Origin of the sequence: Actinoplanes sp. NPDC051475 (assembly GCF_040689425.1) — a bacterium.
Classification (GTDB): Bacteria; Actinomycetota; Actinomycetes; order Mycobacteriales; family Micromonosporaceae; genus Actinoplanes.
The window spans coordinates 831183-846993 of the sequence record NZ_JBFAZZ010000001.1 but is presented as its reverse complement, the minus strand read 5'-3'; the positions used below and the strand labels follow the sequence as shown (position 1 = coordinate 846993).

Here is a 15811-nt window from a genome sequence, read left to right as displayed (position 1 = left end):
ACCGCCTCACCAGCCGGCCGGCGGAGCCTCGATGTGGACGGCCTTGGTCACCGTCAGCTCGTCGAGCAGCTCCGGACCGTAGCCGAAGCCCTGGCCGCTGCCGCGCCGCGGATGGGCAGCGCCGCCCGGGGCGCCGCCGAAGACGGCGTTGACCTTCACCGTGCCGGCCGGCAGGTCCCGCCAGGCCTGCTGGGCGTGGCTCATCGAGCCGGTCAGGACGGTGGCGGCCAGCCCGTACGGCGAGTCGGCCGCCCGGGCCAGCGCCTCGGCGAACGAGTCGACCACGACCACCGGCGCGACCGGGCCGAACGTCTCCTCGCGCACGACCGCCATGTCGTCGGTGCAGTCGGCCAGCACGGTCGGCGGGTAGTACGCGCCCGGCCCGTCCGGCACGCAACCGCCGGTCAGCACCCGCGCACCGGCCTCGACGGCCGCGCTCACCTGGGCGTGCACGCCGTCCCGCAGCCGGGCGTCGACCAGCGGGCCGATCCGCGCGGCCCACGTCCCGGCCTCCGCGGCGAGTGCCTCGAGGAACGGCCCGGCCACGTCCCGGTGCGCGTAGATCCGTTCGACCGCCACGCAGATCTGGCCGGAGTTCACGAACGCGCCGAGGGCCGCCTGCTGCGCCGCCCATGCCGGGTCCACATCGGCGTCGACGACGAGCGGATCGCTGCCGCCGTTCTCCAGCAGCGCCTTGGCGCCGGTGCGCGCGCACGCCGCCGCGATCGCCCGGCCGGTGGCGGTGGAGCCGACGTGCGCCACCACGTCCACCTCGGCCTCCGCGAGCGCGGCGCCGACCGGGCCGTCGCCGTTGAGCAGGGAGAGCACGCCGTCGGGGAAGTGCGGCGCGAGAATCTGCGCGAGCCGCCAGCCCGTCGCGGGGGTGCGCTCGCTGGGTTTGTAGACCACGGTGTTGCCGGAGACCAGGGCGGCGCCGAGCAGGCCGCAGGAGACCGCGACCGGGTCGTTCCAGGGGGTGATGGCGGCGACGATCCCGCGCGGCCCGTACGCCATCAGGTCGATCGCCTCGTCGTTACCGGCCAGGCTGCGGCCGCGGTGGGTGGGGCCGAGCTCGGCGTACTGGCGCAGCGTGCCGACGCCCGCGCCGATCGAGTCCTTCGCCCCGTCCACGGGCTTGCCCATCTCCGCGTTCATGATGCCCGCGAGCTCGTCCGCGGCGGCCTCGACCGCATCCGCCGCCGCGTGCAGCGCCGCGGCCCGCGCCGACGGTCCGGTACGCGCCCAGCCCGGTGCCGCGTTCCGGGCCGCCTTGACGGCCGCGGCCACGTCCGCGTCGGAGGCGATCGCGACGGCCGTGACCGGCTGCCCATTCGCCGGGTTCGTCACGGTCAATCGACGCGTGCCGCTGCCGGGTCCCCACGCGCCATCGATGAGCTGTTCCACGTCATGCATGCGGGCCGGGTGCCCGTCCGGCCCGCCTCCAAACCTCGAGCCTGTGACTATCAGTGCAGCTCACAATGCGAATAATGAAGTTTCGAAGAAGTCGATGACCATGGGAGTAAGTCGATGGGAGCCGGGTATCCGGCGCCCCATGCGAGTCCTGGGTATCAATGCGATCTTCCACGATCCGGCCGCCGCGCTGGTCGTCGACGGTCGGGTCGTCGCCGCCGCGGAGGAGGAGCGCTTCAGCCGGCGCAAGCACGGCAAGCGGCCCGTACCGTTCTCGGCCTGGGAGCTGCCGGAGCTCGCCGCCGCCTGGTGCCTGGCGGAGGCCGGCCTGAAGCCCGGCGATCTCGACGCTGTCGCCTACTCCTTCGACCCCGGGCTGTCGCGCGACGCCGAAAGCCTCGGACTCGACGACCCGTGGGACCACCTGCGCGTCGACTACGCCCGGCGGGCACCGCAGTTCCTCGCCGGCGCCCTGCCCGGCCTCGACCCGGAGCAGGTCCGCTTCGTACCGCACCACGTCGCGCACGCCGCCTCGGCCGGGCTCTCCGTCCCCGAGGACAGCGCCGTGCTGGTGCTCGACGGCCGCGGCGAGGTCGCGAGCCACCTGGCCGGTGTCTACCGCGACGGGCAGCTGACCACGCTCGCGAGCCAGGAGCTGCCGCACTCGCTCGGTCTGCTCTACGAGGACCTCACCCGCCACCTGGGCTTCCTGCACTCGTCGGACGAGTACAAGGTGATGGCGCTGGCCTCGTACGGCCGGCCGAAGTACCTCGACCTGCTCCGCGAGTGGGTGCACGCCGACGAGGACGGTGGCTTCACGGTCGAGCGGATCGAGTGGGCGGCGCTGGCCAAGGCGCGTACGGCCGACGGCGAGATGACCGACGACCACGCCGACCTCGCCTCGAGCGTGCAGGTACGCCTCGAGGAGGTCCTGCTCGACCTGGCCCGCTGGACGTACGAGGCCTCCGGCGGCGTCAAGACCCTGACGATGGCCGGCGGCACCGCGCTGAACTGCGTGGCCAACGCGCGGATCGCCGCGGAGGGCCCGTTCGACCGGGTGTGGGTGCAGCCCGCCGCGGGCGACTCCGGCACCGCGCTCGGCGCCGCCCTCTCGGTGGCCCGCGCGGGTGGCACCGTCGCCCCGTTCGCCGGCGCCGACCTGGGTCGCGGCTGGAGCGACGAACAGCTCGAGGCCGAGCTGAAGCGGGCCGCCCTGCCGTACTCTCGGCCGCCGTCCATCGCCGCCGAGGCCGCCCGCGTGCTCGCGGGCAACGGCATCGTCGCCTGGTACCAGGGCCGCAGCGAGTACGGCCCGCGCGCGCTGGGTCACCGGTCGCTGCTCGCTCACCCGGGCGACGCCGACACCCAGACCCGGATGAACGACGTCAAGGGCCGCGAGCAGTTCCGGCCGATCGCGCCGATGGTGCGCGCCGAGCGCTTCGCCGACATCTTCGAGGGCGTCTACCCGAGCCCCTACATGCTGTTCGTCCACAAGGTCAAGCCGGAGTGGAAGGACCGCATCCCGGCGGTCACGCACGTCGACGGCACGGCCCGGGTGCAGACCGTGCACAACGAGACCGAGCCGCTGGTGGCCGCGATGCTGGCCGAGTTCGAGCAGCTCACCGGGCTTCCGGTGGTGGTGAACACCTCGCTGAACACCGCCGGGCGCCCCATGGTGGACACCCCGCGCGAGGCGATGGAGCTGTTCGGTTCGGCGCCGGTGGACCTGCTGGCCCTCGGGCCCTTCGCGGTGCACCGCGCGTCCACCTTCGGGGACGGCCGGTGAGCGGAGCGGTGAGGCTACGGCCCGGGACTACGACGGCGGACGATCGCCGATCCGTGGAGCGGAGGTAAGCAATGCGCGGCATATCCGTGGTTGTCCCCACGCTCGGCAGGCCCAGCCTGACCGCGCTGCTCGCCGCCCTGGCGACGGGGGAGCCGGCCCCGGGCCCGGTGGAGTTCCTGGTCGTGGACGACCGGCCGGCGGCGGCCGGCGAGCTGCCGGTGCCCGCCGGCATCGACGTGAAGGTCCTCACCGGCCGGGCCGCCGGCCCCGCGGCGGCGCGCAACGTCGGTTGGCAGGCGGCGAGCCACGAGTGGGTCGCCTTTCTGGACGACGACGTGCTGCCGGACCCGGACTGGCTGTCCCGGCTGCACGACGACCTGACCGGCGCGGGCCCGGGCATCGGGGGAGTGCAGGGCAACCTGCGGGTGCCTCTGCCGCCCGACCGCCGCCCGACCGACTGGGAACGGGTCACCGCCGCGCTGGCCGGCGGCGCCTGGATCACCGCGGACATGGCGTACCGGCGGCCGGCGCTGGTCGCCACCGGCGGCTTCGACGAGCGGCTGCCGCGGGCGTTCCGGGAGGACGCCGAGCTCGCGTACCGCGTCCGGCAGGCCGGCTTCGAGCTGGTCAAGGGGGCGCGGACGGTCACCCACCCGGTGCGCCCGGAGGACCGCTGGGTCAGCGTACGCACCCAGCGCGGCAACGCCGACGACGCTCTCCTGCGGCACCTGTACGGCCGGGACTGGCGCGACCGCCTCGAGATCCCGCCGGGGCGCCGCCGCAGGCACGTGACGGTGACCGCCGTGGGGGCCCTCGCCGCGGCGCTCACCGTCGCGGCGGCGCTGACCCGGCGACGGTCGGTGGCCACCGCCGCGGCGGTCACGGCGGCACTCTGGGCAGCCGGTACCGCGGAGTTCGCCGTCGCCCGGATCATGCCCGGGCCCCGGGACGCCCGCGAGGTCACCACGATGGTGCTGACCAGCGCCGCTATCCCGCCGGTCGCCACCGTCCACTGGGTACGGGGCTGGGCGAGGTGGCGCGGAGCCGGCCCGGTGGAGCCACGGCGGTGAGCGGCCTGTACGACGCCGTCCTCCTCGACCGGGACGGCACGCTGATCGTCGACGTGCCGTACAACGGCGACCCCGCGCTCGTCCGGCCGATGCCCGGCGCCCGGGCGGGGCTGGACCGGCTGCGCGCCGCCGGGCTGCGGCTGGGCGTGGTCACCAACCAGTCCGGCCTGGCCCGGGGCCGGTTCACCGTCGAGCAGCTGCGCGCCGTCAACGCCCGCGTCGAGGACCTGCTGGGCCCCTTCGACACCTGGCAGATCTGCCCGCACGACGACACCGCGGGCTGCCGGTGCCGCAAGCCCGCCCCCGGCCTCGTCGAGGACGCCGCGACCGCCCTCGGCACGGTGCCGCAGCGCTGCGTGGTCGTCGGGGACATCGGCCGCGACATGGTGGCGGCCGGTGCGGCCGGCGCCGCCGGTGTCATCGTGCCCACCGAGGTCACCCTCGGCCCGGAAGTCGCCGCCGCGCCCGCCGGAGCCGCGGGCCTGGCCGGGGCCGTGGACCTGATCCTCCAGCGGCAGGCGCTGGTCACTCCGGCCGCGAGCCGGGACCGGGCCGGCACGGTGCTGGTCGTCCGCTCGGACTCCGCGGGCGACGTGCTGCTGACCGGTCCCGGCATCCGGGCCGTCGCGGCCGGCGCCGAGCGGGTGGTGCTCCTGTGCGGGCCGCGCGGCCGGGCGGCCGCCGAGCTGCTGCCCGGCGTCGACGAGATCATCGAGGCCCGGCTGCCCTGGATCGATCCGCGTCCGGCACCGGTGGACCCCGGCTTCGTCGACGGGCTGGTCACCCGGCTGGCCGCGATCGGCGCCGACGAGGCGGTCGTCTTCACCTCGTTCCACCAGTCGGCGCTGCCGCTGGCCCTGCTCCTGCGCGCCGCCGGGGTCGGCCGGATCACGGCGATCAGTGAGGACTACCCCGGATCGCTGCTGGACGTGCGGCACCGCGTACCGGTCGGAGTGCCCGAGGCGGAACGGGCCCGCTCGGTCGCCGCCGCCGCGGGGTTCGCCCTGCCGGAGACCGACGACGGCGGGCTGCGGGTCGACGCCGGTCCGGTCCGGGCCGGCACCTACGTCGTCGTGCACCCGGGTGCCTCCGTCGAGGCGCGGTCCTGCCCGCCGGAGACCATGCGGGCGATCGTGGCCGCCCTCGCCGCCGAGGGGCACGAGGTGCTGGTCACCGGCGGTCCCGACGAGCGGGAGCTGGCCGCGTTCGTGGCCGGTACGGAGGCCACCGACGCCGGACCGACCAGCATGCCCCGCCTCGCCCGCCTGCTCGCCGGGGCGGCCTGCGTGGTGGTCGCGAACACCGGCCCGGCGCACCTCGCCGCCGCGGTGGGCACCCCGGTCGTCAGCCTCTACGCCCCGACCGTCCCCTTCGGGCAGTGGGGTCCCTACCGGGTGCCGCACGTACGCCTGGGCGACGCCGCCGCGCCGTGCCGGGACACCCGTGCCACCCGCTGCCCGGTCGCGGGACACCCCTGTCTCTCCTCGATCCGGCCCGCCGACGTGCTCGGCGCCCTGCGGCTGCTCGGCGTGCCGGCACCCGCGAAGCAATCGGAAGAGGTAGCCGCGTGAACATCCTGCTGTGGCACGTGCACGGCTCCTGGACGACGTCGTTCGTCCAGGGCAAGCACCGCTACCTCGTCCCGGTCAACGCCGGGCGCGACGAGTGGGGGCGCGGCCGCGCCCGTACCTTCGACTGGCCCGGGACCGTCGAGGAGGTCGACGCCGGTGCCCTGCGGCCCGGCGACGTCGACGCGATCGTGCTGCAACGCCCCGGCGAGCTCGCACGCGTCGCGCACCTGACCGCGCCGAAGATCTACGTCGAGCACAACACCCCCAAGGGCGACGTGCCGGACTCGCGGCATACCGTGGCCGACCGCGACGACCTGGTCATCGCGCACGTCACCCACTTCAACGAGCTGTTCTGGGACACCGGCGGCACCCGCACCACGGTGATCGAGCACGGCATCGTCGAGCCCGCGGCGCGCTGGACCGGCGAGCTCGAACGGTTCGCGGTCGTGACCAACGAACCCGTCCGGCGCCACCGGGTCACCGGCACCGACCTGATGCCGCGGTTCGCGGCGGTCGCCCCGCTCGACGTGTACGGGATGGGCGTCGCCGGGCTGGATCTCGACCGGGTCACCGCGTACGACGACCCGCCGCAGACGCGGATGCACGAGGCGATCGCCCGGCGGCGGGCGTACCTGCACCTGTGCCGGTGGACGTCGCTGGGGCTGAGCCTCATCGAGGCCATGCAGATCGGCATGCCGGTGCTCGCGCTGGCCACCACGGAAGCGGTCGCCGCCGTTCCCCCCGACGCCGGTGTGCTCTCCACCCGGGTCGGCACCCTGGTCGAGGCGGCGCAGTGGCTGATCGAGGATCCCGACGCGGCCCGGCGGCTCGGCGCGCGGGCCCGTCAGGTCGCCCTTGCCCGCTACGGCCTCGACCGCTTCCTCGCGGACTGGGACCGATTGCTGGAAGAGGAAACATGCGCATCGCGATGATCTCCGAGCACGCCAGCCCGCTGTCCGCCCTCGGCGGGGTCGACGCCGGCGGTCAGAACGCGCACGTCGCCGAGCTGTCCGCGGCGCTCGCCGAGCAGGGCCACGAGGTGCGCGTCTACACCCGGCGCGACGATCCGGGCCTGCCCGCGGTAGTCGCGGCGAAGGGTTTCGAGGTCGTGCACGTCCCCGCCGGTCCCGCGATGACGCTGCCCAAGGACGACCTGCTGCCGTACATGGGCGACTTCGCCGAGTGGGCGGCCAAGGACTGGCGCACCACCTGGCTGCCCGACGTGGTGCACGCGCACTTCTGGATGAGCGGCCTGGCCGCCGTCACGGCCGCGCGCAGCAGTGACGTGCCGGTGGTGCTCACCTACCACGCGCTCGGCTCGGTCAAGCGCCGCCACCAGGGCGCCGCCGACACCAGCCCGGAGCACCGGGTCGCGTACGAGAGGCAGCTCGGCCGGGTCGTCGACCGGGTCGTCGTGCAGTGCCAGGACGAGATCCGCGAGCTGCTGAGGATGGGCGTGCCGCGCGGCCGGATGGCCCTGGTGCCGTCCGGCGTCAACACCGGGCTGTTCCGCCCCGAGGGGCCGGCCGAGCCCCGGGACGCCGACCGGCCGCGCATCCTGACCGTCGGCCGGCTCGTGGAGCGCAAGGGCTACGAGGACCTGATCCGCGCCCTGCCCTCGGTGCCCGGCGCCGAGCTGGTCGTCGTGGGCGGGCCGCCCGGCGGCCGGCTCGACGACGACCCGTACGCCCGCCGCCTGCGCGCCCTCGCCGAGCACTGCCGGGTCGGCGACCGCGTACGGCTGGCCGGCGCGACCGCCTCGGCGGACATGCCGCGCTGGTACCGCTCCGCGGACGTGCTCGCCGCCGCGCCCTGGTACGAGCCGTTCGGGCTCACGCCCCTGGAGGCGATGGCGTGCGGCGTACCGGTGATCGGCACCGCGGTGGGCGGTCTGACCGACACGGTCGTCGACGGCCTCACCGGCGACCTCGTCCCGCCCCGCGACCCGCGCGGCCTGGGCGTGGCCCTGCGCCGGTTGCTCACCGACGACGTGCGGCGCGTCTCGTACGCGGCGGCCGCGGCCGACCGGGCCACCCACTCGTACTCGTGGCGGCGCATCGCCACCCGGCTGGCGGCGGTCTACGCGACGGTCGCCGGCCGCGCCCGCACCACCACGGATTCCCCCCGAGAGGCGGTTGTGTGATGGACCTGTTGGACTCCCACCTGCGTGGCATGGCGGCGGCGCTCGGCCCGTTCCGGGCCGTGGCGTCGGAACGGCTGGCCCGCTGGGGCGCCCAGCTCGCCGACCACCTCGGCACCGGCGGGCGGCTGCTGGTCGCCGGCAACGGCGGCAGCGCCGCGGAGGCGCAGCACCTGGCCGCCGAGCTCGTCGGCCGGCTGCGCGACGAGCGGATGCCGCTGTCGGCGATCGCGCTGACCCCGGACTCCTCGGCGGTCACCGCGATCAGCAACGACTACGGCTACGAGGAGGTCTTCGCCCGCCAGGTCCGGGCGCACGGCCGCGCCGGCGACGTGCTCATGCTGCTGTCGACCAGCGGCCGCAGCCCCAACCTGGTCCGGGCCGCGCACGCCGCCCGGGAGCTGGGCGTACGGACGTGGGCGCTGGCCGGTGACGGCCCGAGCCCGCTCGCCGAGGTCTGCGACGAGGCGCTGTGCTGCCCGTCCCGCGACTCCCAGGTCGTCCAGGAGCTGCACCTGGTCTCGGTGCACGTCCTGTGCGAGTACGTCGACGCCCATCTGCCGGTGGTGCTGGGAAAAGCGCCGGCCGCCCGGCGCGAGGCGGTGCTGGTGCCATGAGCCGCCCGCTGCTGGTCGTCGTGGGCGACACCCTGCTCGACCGCGACGTCGAGGGTGCCGTCAGCCGGGTCGCCCCGGACGCGCCGGCGCCGGTGCTCGACGAGCGGTCGGTGTCCGACCGGCCCGGCGGCGCGGGCCTCGCCGCGCTGCTCGCCGCCGGTCAGGGCCACGACGTCGCGCTGGTCACCGCGCTGGCGGACGACCCCGCGGCGGCCCGGCTCAGCGAGCTGCTGACCGCCGCCGGCATCGAGGTGTACGCGCTGCCGCTGCCGGGCGCCACTCCGGAGAAGATCCGGCTGCGCGCCGGCGGCCAGGTCCTCGTCCGCCTGGACCGCGGCGGCGAGCCGGTGCCGCCCGGTCCCGCACCCGAGGCGGCGCTGGCGGTCCTGCGCGACGCCACCGCGATCCTGGTCAGCGACTACGGCCGGGGCGTCGCCCGGCACCCGGAGCTGCGCCGGGCGCTGGAGGCGGCGAAGGTGCCGGTCGTGTGGGACCCCCACCCCAACGGGCCGGCGCCGGTGCCCCACGTGCGCCTCGTGACACCGAACCAGGCCGAGGTCCGCAAGCTGACCGGGGACGCCGGCGGCGGCTCGATGCTCAGCACCGTCCAGCGCGCCGGCCACCAGCTGCGGCAGCGCTGGCGGGCCGGGGCGGTCGTGGTCACCATCGGCGCCGCCGGCGCGGTGCTCTGCCACAACGGGCCGACGCCGTTGGTGGTCCCGGCGCCGCAGGAGGCCGAAGGGGACACCTGCGGGGCGGGGGACCGGTTCGCGTCCACCGCCGCGCTCGCGCTCGCCCGCGGTGCCCTGGTCTCGGAGGCGGTCCAGGAGGCCGTCGCCGCTGCCACCGCATACGTCGCCGCGGGCGGGGTCGCCGCGGCCCTGGCTCCTCCGGAGCGGGTGGCGGAGCCGGAGCGGATCGGCGCCGCCGCGGCCGGGAAACTCCTGGCCGACGTCCGGGCGCGCGGCGGCACCGTCGTGGCCACCGGCGGCTGCTTCGACCTGCTCCACATCGGACACCTGGCCACCCTGCAGGCCGCCCGCAAGCTCGGCGACTGCCTCGTCGTCTGCCTCAACTCCGACAGCAGCGTCGCCGCCCTCAAGGGCCCCGACCGGCCGCTGACCCGCCAGGCCGACCGGGCCCGGCTGCTCGCCGCCCTCGACTGCGTCGACGCCGTCGTGATCTTCGACGAGCCGACGCCCGAGGCGGTGCTGACCTGGCTGCGCCCGGACGTCTGGGTCAAGGGCGGCGACTACGCCGACGGCGGCCCGGACCTGCCCGAGGCCGGGCTCATGCACCGCTGGGGCGGGCAGACCGTGATCGTCCCCTATCTCGACGGCCGTTCCACCACCAAGACCATCGCCGCGGCCCGGTCCGCGGCCTCCAGGAGGTAAAGCATGGACGCAGTCATCGTCACCGGCGGCTCGAGCGGCCTCGGCGCCGCCGTCGTCGACGGCGTCGTCAAGGCCGGCGGGCGCCCGTTCGTCATCGACCGTCAGCCGCCGGAGGACGGCATCCCCTGGGTCGAGTGCGACCTCGCGGACACCCGCGCCGCCGAGGGGGCGACCCGGAAGCTCATCGAGCGAGCCGGCGGCAGCATCGACGGCGTGGTCACCGCGGCCGGCATGGACGTGCCGGGCACCCTCGCCGACATCCCCGGCGAGACCTGGGACCGGATCGTCACCATCGACCTGCTCGCCACCGCCGCGGTCATCCGGGCCGCGATCCCGGCGCTCAAGCAGTCCCACGGCGGCGTGGTGACCATCGCGTCGACGCTGGGCGTCAAGGCGGTCAGCGACGCCACCGCGTACTGCGCCGCGAAGTTCGGCGTCGTGGGCTTCACGCGGGCCCTGTCGGCCGAACTCGCCGGGCAGGTCAACGTCACCCTGGTCATCCCCGGCGGCATGAAGACCAAGTTCTTCGACGACCGCGACGCGCAGTACAAGCCGGGGCCGGACGCGATCCTCAACGAACCGGCCAATGTGGCCAACGCGGTCATGTTCGCGCTCAGCCAGCCCGCCGGCTGTGCGGTGCGCGAGCTCGTCATCGCCGCGGAGCAGGAGAGCTCGTACCCGTGATCCTGGTCCTGCGTGCTCTCGGCGTGGGCGACCTCGCCGCGGGCGTACCCGCGCTGCGGGCGGTCCGGGCCGCCTTCCCGGACCGGACCCTCGCCCTGGCCGCGCCGGCCTGGCTGACGCCGTTGATCGACCTCGTCGGCGGCGTCGACCGGGTCGTGACCGCCGACGGGCTTGCCGCGCCGCTGCCCGCCCTGCCGCCGGTGCAGGTCGCCGTCAACCTGCACGGCAGCGGACCCGAGTCGCACCGGCTGCTCCAGGCGGCGCGGCCGGCGGAACTCTGGGCGTTTGCCAGCGCGGAGGCGGGGCATCTGGTCGGTCCGACCTGGGCGGAGGAGGACCACGAGGTGCGACGCTGGTGCCGGCTGCTGAGCCACTACGGTGTGCCCGCCGATCCCACTGACCTGTCCCTGGCGGTGCCGGACGCCGACGTGCCGCACCGGGCGACCGTCATCCACCCCGGCGCCAAGTCCCCGTCCCGCCGCTGGCCGCCGGAGCGGTACGCCGCCGTGGCGAAACGTCTCGCGGCGGCCGGCCACCGGGTGCTGATAACCGGTTCCCCCGCGGAGGAGCCGATCGTGCAGCAAGTCGCCGATCACGCCGGACTGGGCCCGGACGCCGTCGCGCGCACCGGGCTGGGCGAGCTCGCCGGCCTGGTCGCGCACGCCCGGCTGCTGGTCAGCGGGGACACCGGCATCGCGCACCTTGCCACGGCGTACCGGACGCCCTCGGTCGTGCTCTTCGGGCCGGTGCCGCCGCGACGCTGGGGGCCGCCGCCGGGGCGTCCGTACCATCGGGCGATCTGGCACGGCACCCGGGCCGAGCGCGGCGACCTGCCCGGACCGGACGCCCACCCGGCGCTGCTTGCCGTCGGCGTGGACGAGGTGCTGGACGCGGCGGCCGAGGCGGAACGTCATGCGGTTACGGCGTAGCGACCTCACCGCGCCGGGCTTCGGACGCCGGCGCAGCGGCAAGGGCTTCACCTACCTGGACACCGGCGGCAAGCCGCTCAAGGACGACGAGGCCGTGGCGCGGATCAAGGACCTCGTCATCCCGCCGGCCTGGACCGACGTGTGGATCAGCACCGACCCGCGCGGGCACATCCAGGCCACCGGAACCGACGACGCCGGGCGCAAGCAGTACGTCTACCACCCGCAGTGGCGCACGGCCCGCGACGAGAAGAAGTTCGACCACGCGCTCGAGGTCGCCGAGCGGCTGCCGGAGATCCGGTCCCGCCTCTGCGCCGACCTCAGTGGCCGGGGACTCACCCGCGACCGGGTCCTCGCCGCGATCACCCGCCTGCTGGACATGGGCATGTTCCGCGTCGGATCCGACCAGTACGCCCAGCGCGAGGAGGACCCGTCGTTCGGCCTGTCGACCCTGCGCCCGGAGCACGTACGGGCCGGCCGCGGCTGCGTGGTGCTGGAGTTCGTCGGCAAGTCGGGCAAGGAGCACGCCAACCCGGTCCAGGACGGCGAGGTGTGCCAGGTGCTGCGCGACCTGCGGCGGCGGCGCAAGGGCGAGGAGCGGCTGTTCGCGTACTGGGACGGCAGGGAACGGCGGTGGCGGGAGATCCGTTCCGACGACGTCAACGAGTACCTGCGCGAGATCAGCGGGCACGAGATGACCGCGAAGGTCTTCCGGACCTGGCACGGCACCGTCAAGGCGGCCGGGGAGCTCGCGGAGGCCGGGCCGCAGAAGACCAGGACGGCCCGCAAGAAGGCCGTGTCGCACGCCATGAAGGAGGTCGCCGAGCTGCTCGGCAACACCCCGGCCGTGGCGCGCAGCTCGTACGTCGACCCGCGAGTCGTCGAGGCGTACGAGAAGGGCGAGACCGTGGACGAGCCGACCGAGGAAGCGGTCCTGGACCTGCTCACGGATTGACGACGCCGAGTCGTAGATCACTGGACGCCGAGCGCCGCGGATGACCATATCTGGGATAGCCTCCCAGATATGAGAGATGCGCTGGACGACAGGCTGGCCGCCCGGCTGGCGGGGATGCGCGTGCAGCAGGGCTGGTCGCTGGACGACCTGGCCGCACGCACGGGCGTGAGCCGCTCGACCCTGTCCCGCCTCGAACGCGGCGAGATCAGCCCGACGGCCTCGCTGCTCGGCAAGCTCTGCACCGCGTACGGGTGGACGATGTCGCGCCTGCTGGCAGACGTCGAGTCCGCCCCGCCCGCGGTCGTCCGCGCGCAGGAGCAGGCGGTCTGGCACGACGACGCCTCCGGCTTCACCCGCCGGGTCGTGTCGCCGCCGCACGCGGGGCTGCGCGGCGAGATGATCGAGGCGGTGCTCGACCCGGGGGCGGACATCGCGTACGACGGGCCCGGCGTGCCCGGCCTCGAGCAGCACGTGTGGATCCTCGGCGGCACCCTCGCGCTCACCGACGGCGGCACGACGTACGAGCTGCACGCCGGCGACTGCCTGCGGTTCCGCCTGTGGGGCGCGACCCGCTTCCGCAACACCGGCGCCGAGCCGGTCCGGTACGCCGTGGTCATGGTGCTGCCATGATCGAGCGGCTGACCTCCGAGACGTTCGCCGCGGCGCTGCCCGGCCTGGCGGACCTGCTGGTGGACGCGGTGCACGGCGGCGCCTCGATCGGCTTCCTGGCCGGCTTCGACCACGAGCAGGCGACCGCGTGGTGGCGGGAGCGGGCCGAGGCCGTGGCCGGCGGCAGCCTCGCGGTCTGGACGGCGGCGGGGCCGGACGGCCTCGCCGGCACCGTGAGCCTGGCGTACGCGGACAAACCCAACGCCAGCCACCGCGCCGAGGTGGTGAAACTCGCCGTCCACCGCGACCATCGGGGCCAAGGCCTCGGCCGCCGGCTTCTCGCCACCGCCGAACAGGCCGCCGCTGCTGCCGGCGTCACCATGCTGCTGCTGGACACCGAGACCGGCAGCGCGGCCGACCACCTCTACCGGTCGGCGGGCTGGCAGCGGTACGGCGTCGTCCCCGACTACGCGGCCGGGCCGACCGGCGAGCTGAGGGCCTGCAGCTTCTACTACAAGCCCGTTCCCGCGGCGTGATGCCGGCTCGTCTGCCCAGCCCGCCGGGCCGTTCCGCGCATTCGCCGGCGCTCGGCCTCCCGGGCTCGGCGAGGCTCGGCTAGCCTGTGCGCCGTGTCGATCTTCGCGGAGCAGCCCGGGCGGCCCGGGGACCCGCCCGGCGCCGCACTGCTGGCCGGCCGTTACCGCCTGCTGCAGCGGATCGGGGCCGGCGGGATGGGCGTGGTGTGGTCGGCCCACGACGAGGTCCTGCGCCGGCATGTCGCGGTCAAGGAACTGCGCCACAGCTGGGGGAGCACCGACCGTACAGTGGCGCAGGGGCGCGAGCGCAGCCTGCGCGAAGCCCGCGCCGCAGCCGCTCTGGACCACCCGAACATCGTGGCGGTGTACGACATCGTCGACCACGACGAGCGGCCCTGGATCGTCATGGAATTCGTGGCGGGCCGCTCGCTGAAGGAGATGGTCGCCGGTGAGGGTCCGCTCCCGGTGGACCGCGCGATCCCCGTCGGGCTGCAACTGCTCTCGGCCCTGCAGGTGGCCCATGCCGCCGGGATCACCCACCGAGACGTCAAACCGGCCAACGTTCTGATCTCCGGCGATGACGTGGTACGGCTGACCGACTTCGGCATCGCCACCATGCAGGACGCCGAGACGCTCACCGAGACCGGCGCCGTGCTCGGGACGCCCGGCTATTTCGCCCCGGAACAGGCCAAAGGTCTCACCCCCGGGCCGCCTGCCGACGTGTTCGGCCTCGGCGCCACCCTCTACTTCGCCATCGAGGGCGTCGGGCCCTTCCAGCGCGACGGTTACCTGCCGATGCTGGTCGCGTACGCCCGTCATGAGATCCGGCCGCCGCAGCGCGCCGGGGACCTCGGCCCGGTCCTGCTGCGGTTGCTGGCCGCCGACCCCGCGCGGCGGCCGACGGCGGAACAGGCCCGCGAGATGCTGCTCAGCGGCGCCCCCGCGCGCGTACGCGGACTCTCCCGGCGCGCGGTGATCGGCGCGGGCGCCCTGACGGTGGCGGCCGCGGGCGGCACGGCCCTGTGGCGGGGTACGAGGGGATCCCGGGCCACGGCCACGCCCCGGTCCTCGGCCTCGGCCACGCCCCGGCCGAGCCCGGCGCCCGGACTCGGCGCCCCCGCCTGGCACCGCGACGACCTGCGGCAACCGATCGCCATGGGGTCGGTCGCGGTCGGTACGGACGGCGATGCGGTCCGCGCCGTCGACCTCGAGACCGGCAAGCAGCGCTGGCGCCGCAAGGAGCCCGAGATCACCGATCTGCTGACCTTCGCCGACAACCAGGTCCTCGTGGAGGCGGGCGACACGTTCCGCGTGCTCGACGCGGCCACCGGCGCGGTGCTGGCTGCCCGCCCAGCCGGGAGGCAGGGCATCCTCACCGGGCTGGGTGGCCTGTTCCTGACGCTCGAGGGGTCGTCCACGCTGAGCGGGTACGACGCCCGCACGAGCCGCCGGAGATGGCGTCTGCGCTGGGCCGGAGCCTTCGGTTACCAGTACTGTATGAGCCGCGGCGGGCTGCTGCACGGTCAGGCGGGGAAGACCGAGCGGGATCCCTGCTGGCTGTACGGCATCGAGCCGGTCACCGGCAGAGTGGCCTGGAAGACCGCGGTGGCGCCCAAGGGCGTGATGGATGGCCCCTGGTGCACCGGCGACCGCCTCAGCGTCACGGTCGCCGCCGGCGACGCCTGGAAGCTGTTCACCGTGGACGCGCGGACCGGCACGGTGACCAGCGCCGTACCCGTCGCGACCTACATCCCGGGCCAGGACTCGCCGACCGAGATCTCCGTCGTCACGTCGGCGGGCGCGATGACCGTGGTCGGCGTCTACGACGCCCGGCTGACGGCGGGGGAGTCGGGGGTGGCCGCCGCGGAGGGTACGACGCTGCGCTGGCGCCGCCGGCTGCTGAACCCAGTCGTGGCCACCAGCCAGGGCGGCCGCATCTTCGCCGCCTCCTACGACTCGATCCTGCACGAACTGGATCCGGCGACCGGGAAGAGCCTGTGGTCGACGCCGACCCCGGGCCCGGTGGAGACGCTGACCGTGGGCGCCACCATGGTGGTGACCTCGATCGGTTTCACGTCGACGGGGTATCCGCTGCGGCGCTGAGCCCCGTTCG

Annotated in this window: 14 protein-coding genes; 13 read left to right on the top strand and 1 reads right to left on the bottom strand. The window is 75.0% G+C overall.

Features of this window, described 5'->3' with window-relative positions; translation table 11 throughout:
• Positions 1-6: 6 nt before the first annotated feature.
• Positions 7-1413 (bottom strand): aldehyde dehydrogenase family protein, encoded by a 1407-nt coding sequence (locus tag AB0368_RS03925; protein ID WP_366152246.1) that lies wholly within the window; start codon positions 1411-1413, stop codon positions 7-9.
• Positions 1414-1552: 139 nt separating this feature from the next.
• Between AB0368_RS03925 and AB0368_RS03920 the strand changes: the two genes are divergently transcribed.
• The 13 genes from AB0368_RS03920 to AB0368_RS03860 all read left to right on the top strand — a co-directional run bounded on the left by AB0368_RS03920 (position 1553) and on the right by AB0368_RS03860 (position 15801).
• Positions 1553-3196 (top strand): carbamoyltransferase C-terminal domain-containing protein, encoded by a 1644-nt coding sequence (locus AB0368_RS03920; protein WP_366152245.1) that lies wholly within the window; start codon positions 1553-1555, stop codon positions 3194-3196.
• A gap of 71 nt (positions 3197-3267) precedes the next feature.
• Positions 3268-4266: a glycosyltransferase gene (locus tag AB0368_RS03915; RefSeq protein ID WP_366152244.1), complete on the top strand. Its 999-nt coding sequence runs from the start codon at positions 3268-3270 to the stop codon at positions 4264-4266.
• Positions 4263-5837 carry an HAD-IIIA family hydrolase gene (locus AB0368_RS03910; RefSeq protein ID WP_366152243.1) on the top strand — a complete coding sequence of 525 codons (1575 nt, stop codon included), beginning with the start codon at positions 4263-4265 and terminating at the stop codon, positions 5835-5837. Before AB0368_RS03915 ends, AB0368_RS03910 begins: the two co-directional genes overlap by 4 nt.
• Positions 5834-6769, top strand: coding sequence for a glycosyltransferase (locus tag AB0368_RS03905; protein WP_366152242.1), 936 nt, complete (start codon positions 5834-5836; stop codon positions 6767-6769). The genes AB0368_RS03910 and AB0368_RS03905 overlap by 4 nt, the downstream gene beginning before the upstream one ends.
• Positions 6754-7980: a glycosyltransferase gene (locus AB0368_RS03900; RefSeq protein ID WP_366152241.1), complete on the top strand. Its 1227-nt coding sequence runs from the start codon at positions 6754-6756 to the stop codon at positions 7978-7980. The genes AB0368_RS03905 and AB0368_RS03900 overlap by 16 nt, the downstream gene beginning before the upstream one ends.
• On the top strand, positions 7980-8594 hold the full coding sequence (locus AB0368_RS03895) for an SIS domain-containing protein (RefSeq protein ID WP_366152240.1): 615 nt from the start codon (positions 7980-7982) through the stop codon (positions 8592-8594). Before AB0368_RS03900 ends, AB0368_RS03895 begins: the two co-directional genes overlap by 1 nt.
• Entirely contained in the window at positions 8591-9988 is a 1398-nt protein-coding gene (locus tag AB0368_RS03890) for a PfkB family carbohydrate kinase (RefSeq protein WP_366152239.1), read from the top strand. Before AB0368_RS03895 ends, AB0368_RS03890 begins: the two co-directional genes overlap by 4 nt.
• A 3-nt stretch (positions 9989-9991) precedes the next feature.
• Positions 9992-10672: an SDR family oxidoreductase gene (locus tag AB0368_RS03885; protein WP_366152238.1), complete on the top strand. Its 681-nt coding sequence runs from the start codon at positions 9992-9994 to the stop codon at positions 10670-10672.
• Entirely contained in the window at positions 10669-11601 is a 933-nt protein-coding gene (locus AB0368_RS03880; protein ID WP_366152237.1) for a glycosyltransferase family 9 protein, read from the top strand. Before AB0368_RS03885 ends, AB0368_RS03880 begins: the two co-directional genes overlap by 4 nt.
• On the top strand, positions 11585-12553 hold the full coding sequence (locus AB0368_RS03875) for a DNA topoisomerase IB (protein ID WP_366152236.1): 969 nt from the start codon (positions 11585-11587) through the stop codon (positions 12551-12553). The genes AB0368_RS03880 and AB0368_RS03875 overlap by 17 nt, the downstream gene beginning before the upstream one ends.
• Positions 12554-12622: 69 nt before the next feature.
• Complete coding sequence (locus tag AB0368_RS03870; protein WP_366152235.1) at positions 12623-13183, top strand: XRE family transcriptional regulator; 561 nt, start codon at positions 12623-12625, stop codon at positions 13181-13183.
• Positions 13180-13698 (top strand): GNAT family N-acetyltransferase, encoded by a 519-nt coding sequence (locus tag AB0368_RS03865; RefSeq protein ID WP_366152234.1) that lies wholly within the window; start codon positions 13180-13182, stop codon positions 13696-13698. Before AB0368_RS03870 ends, AB0368_RS03865 begins: the two co-directional genes overlap by 4 nt.
• Positions 13699-13791: 93 nt before the next feature.
• On the top strand, positions 13792-15801 hold the full coding sequence (locus tag AB0368_RS03860; RefSeq protein ID WP_366152233.1) for a serine/threonine-protein kinase: 2010 nt from the start codon (positions 13792-13794) through the stop codon (positions 15799-15801).
• Positions 15802-15811 lie beyond the last annotated feature (10 nt).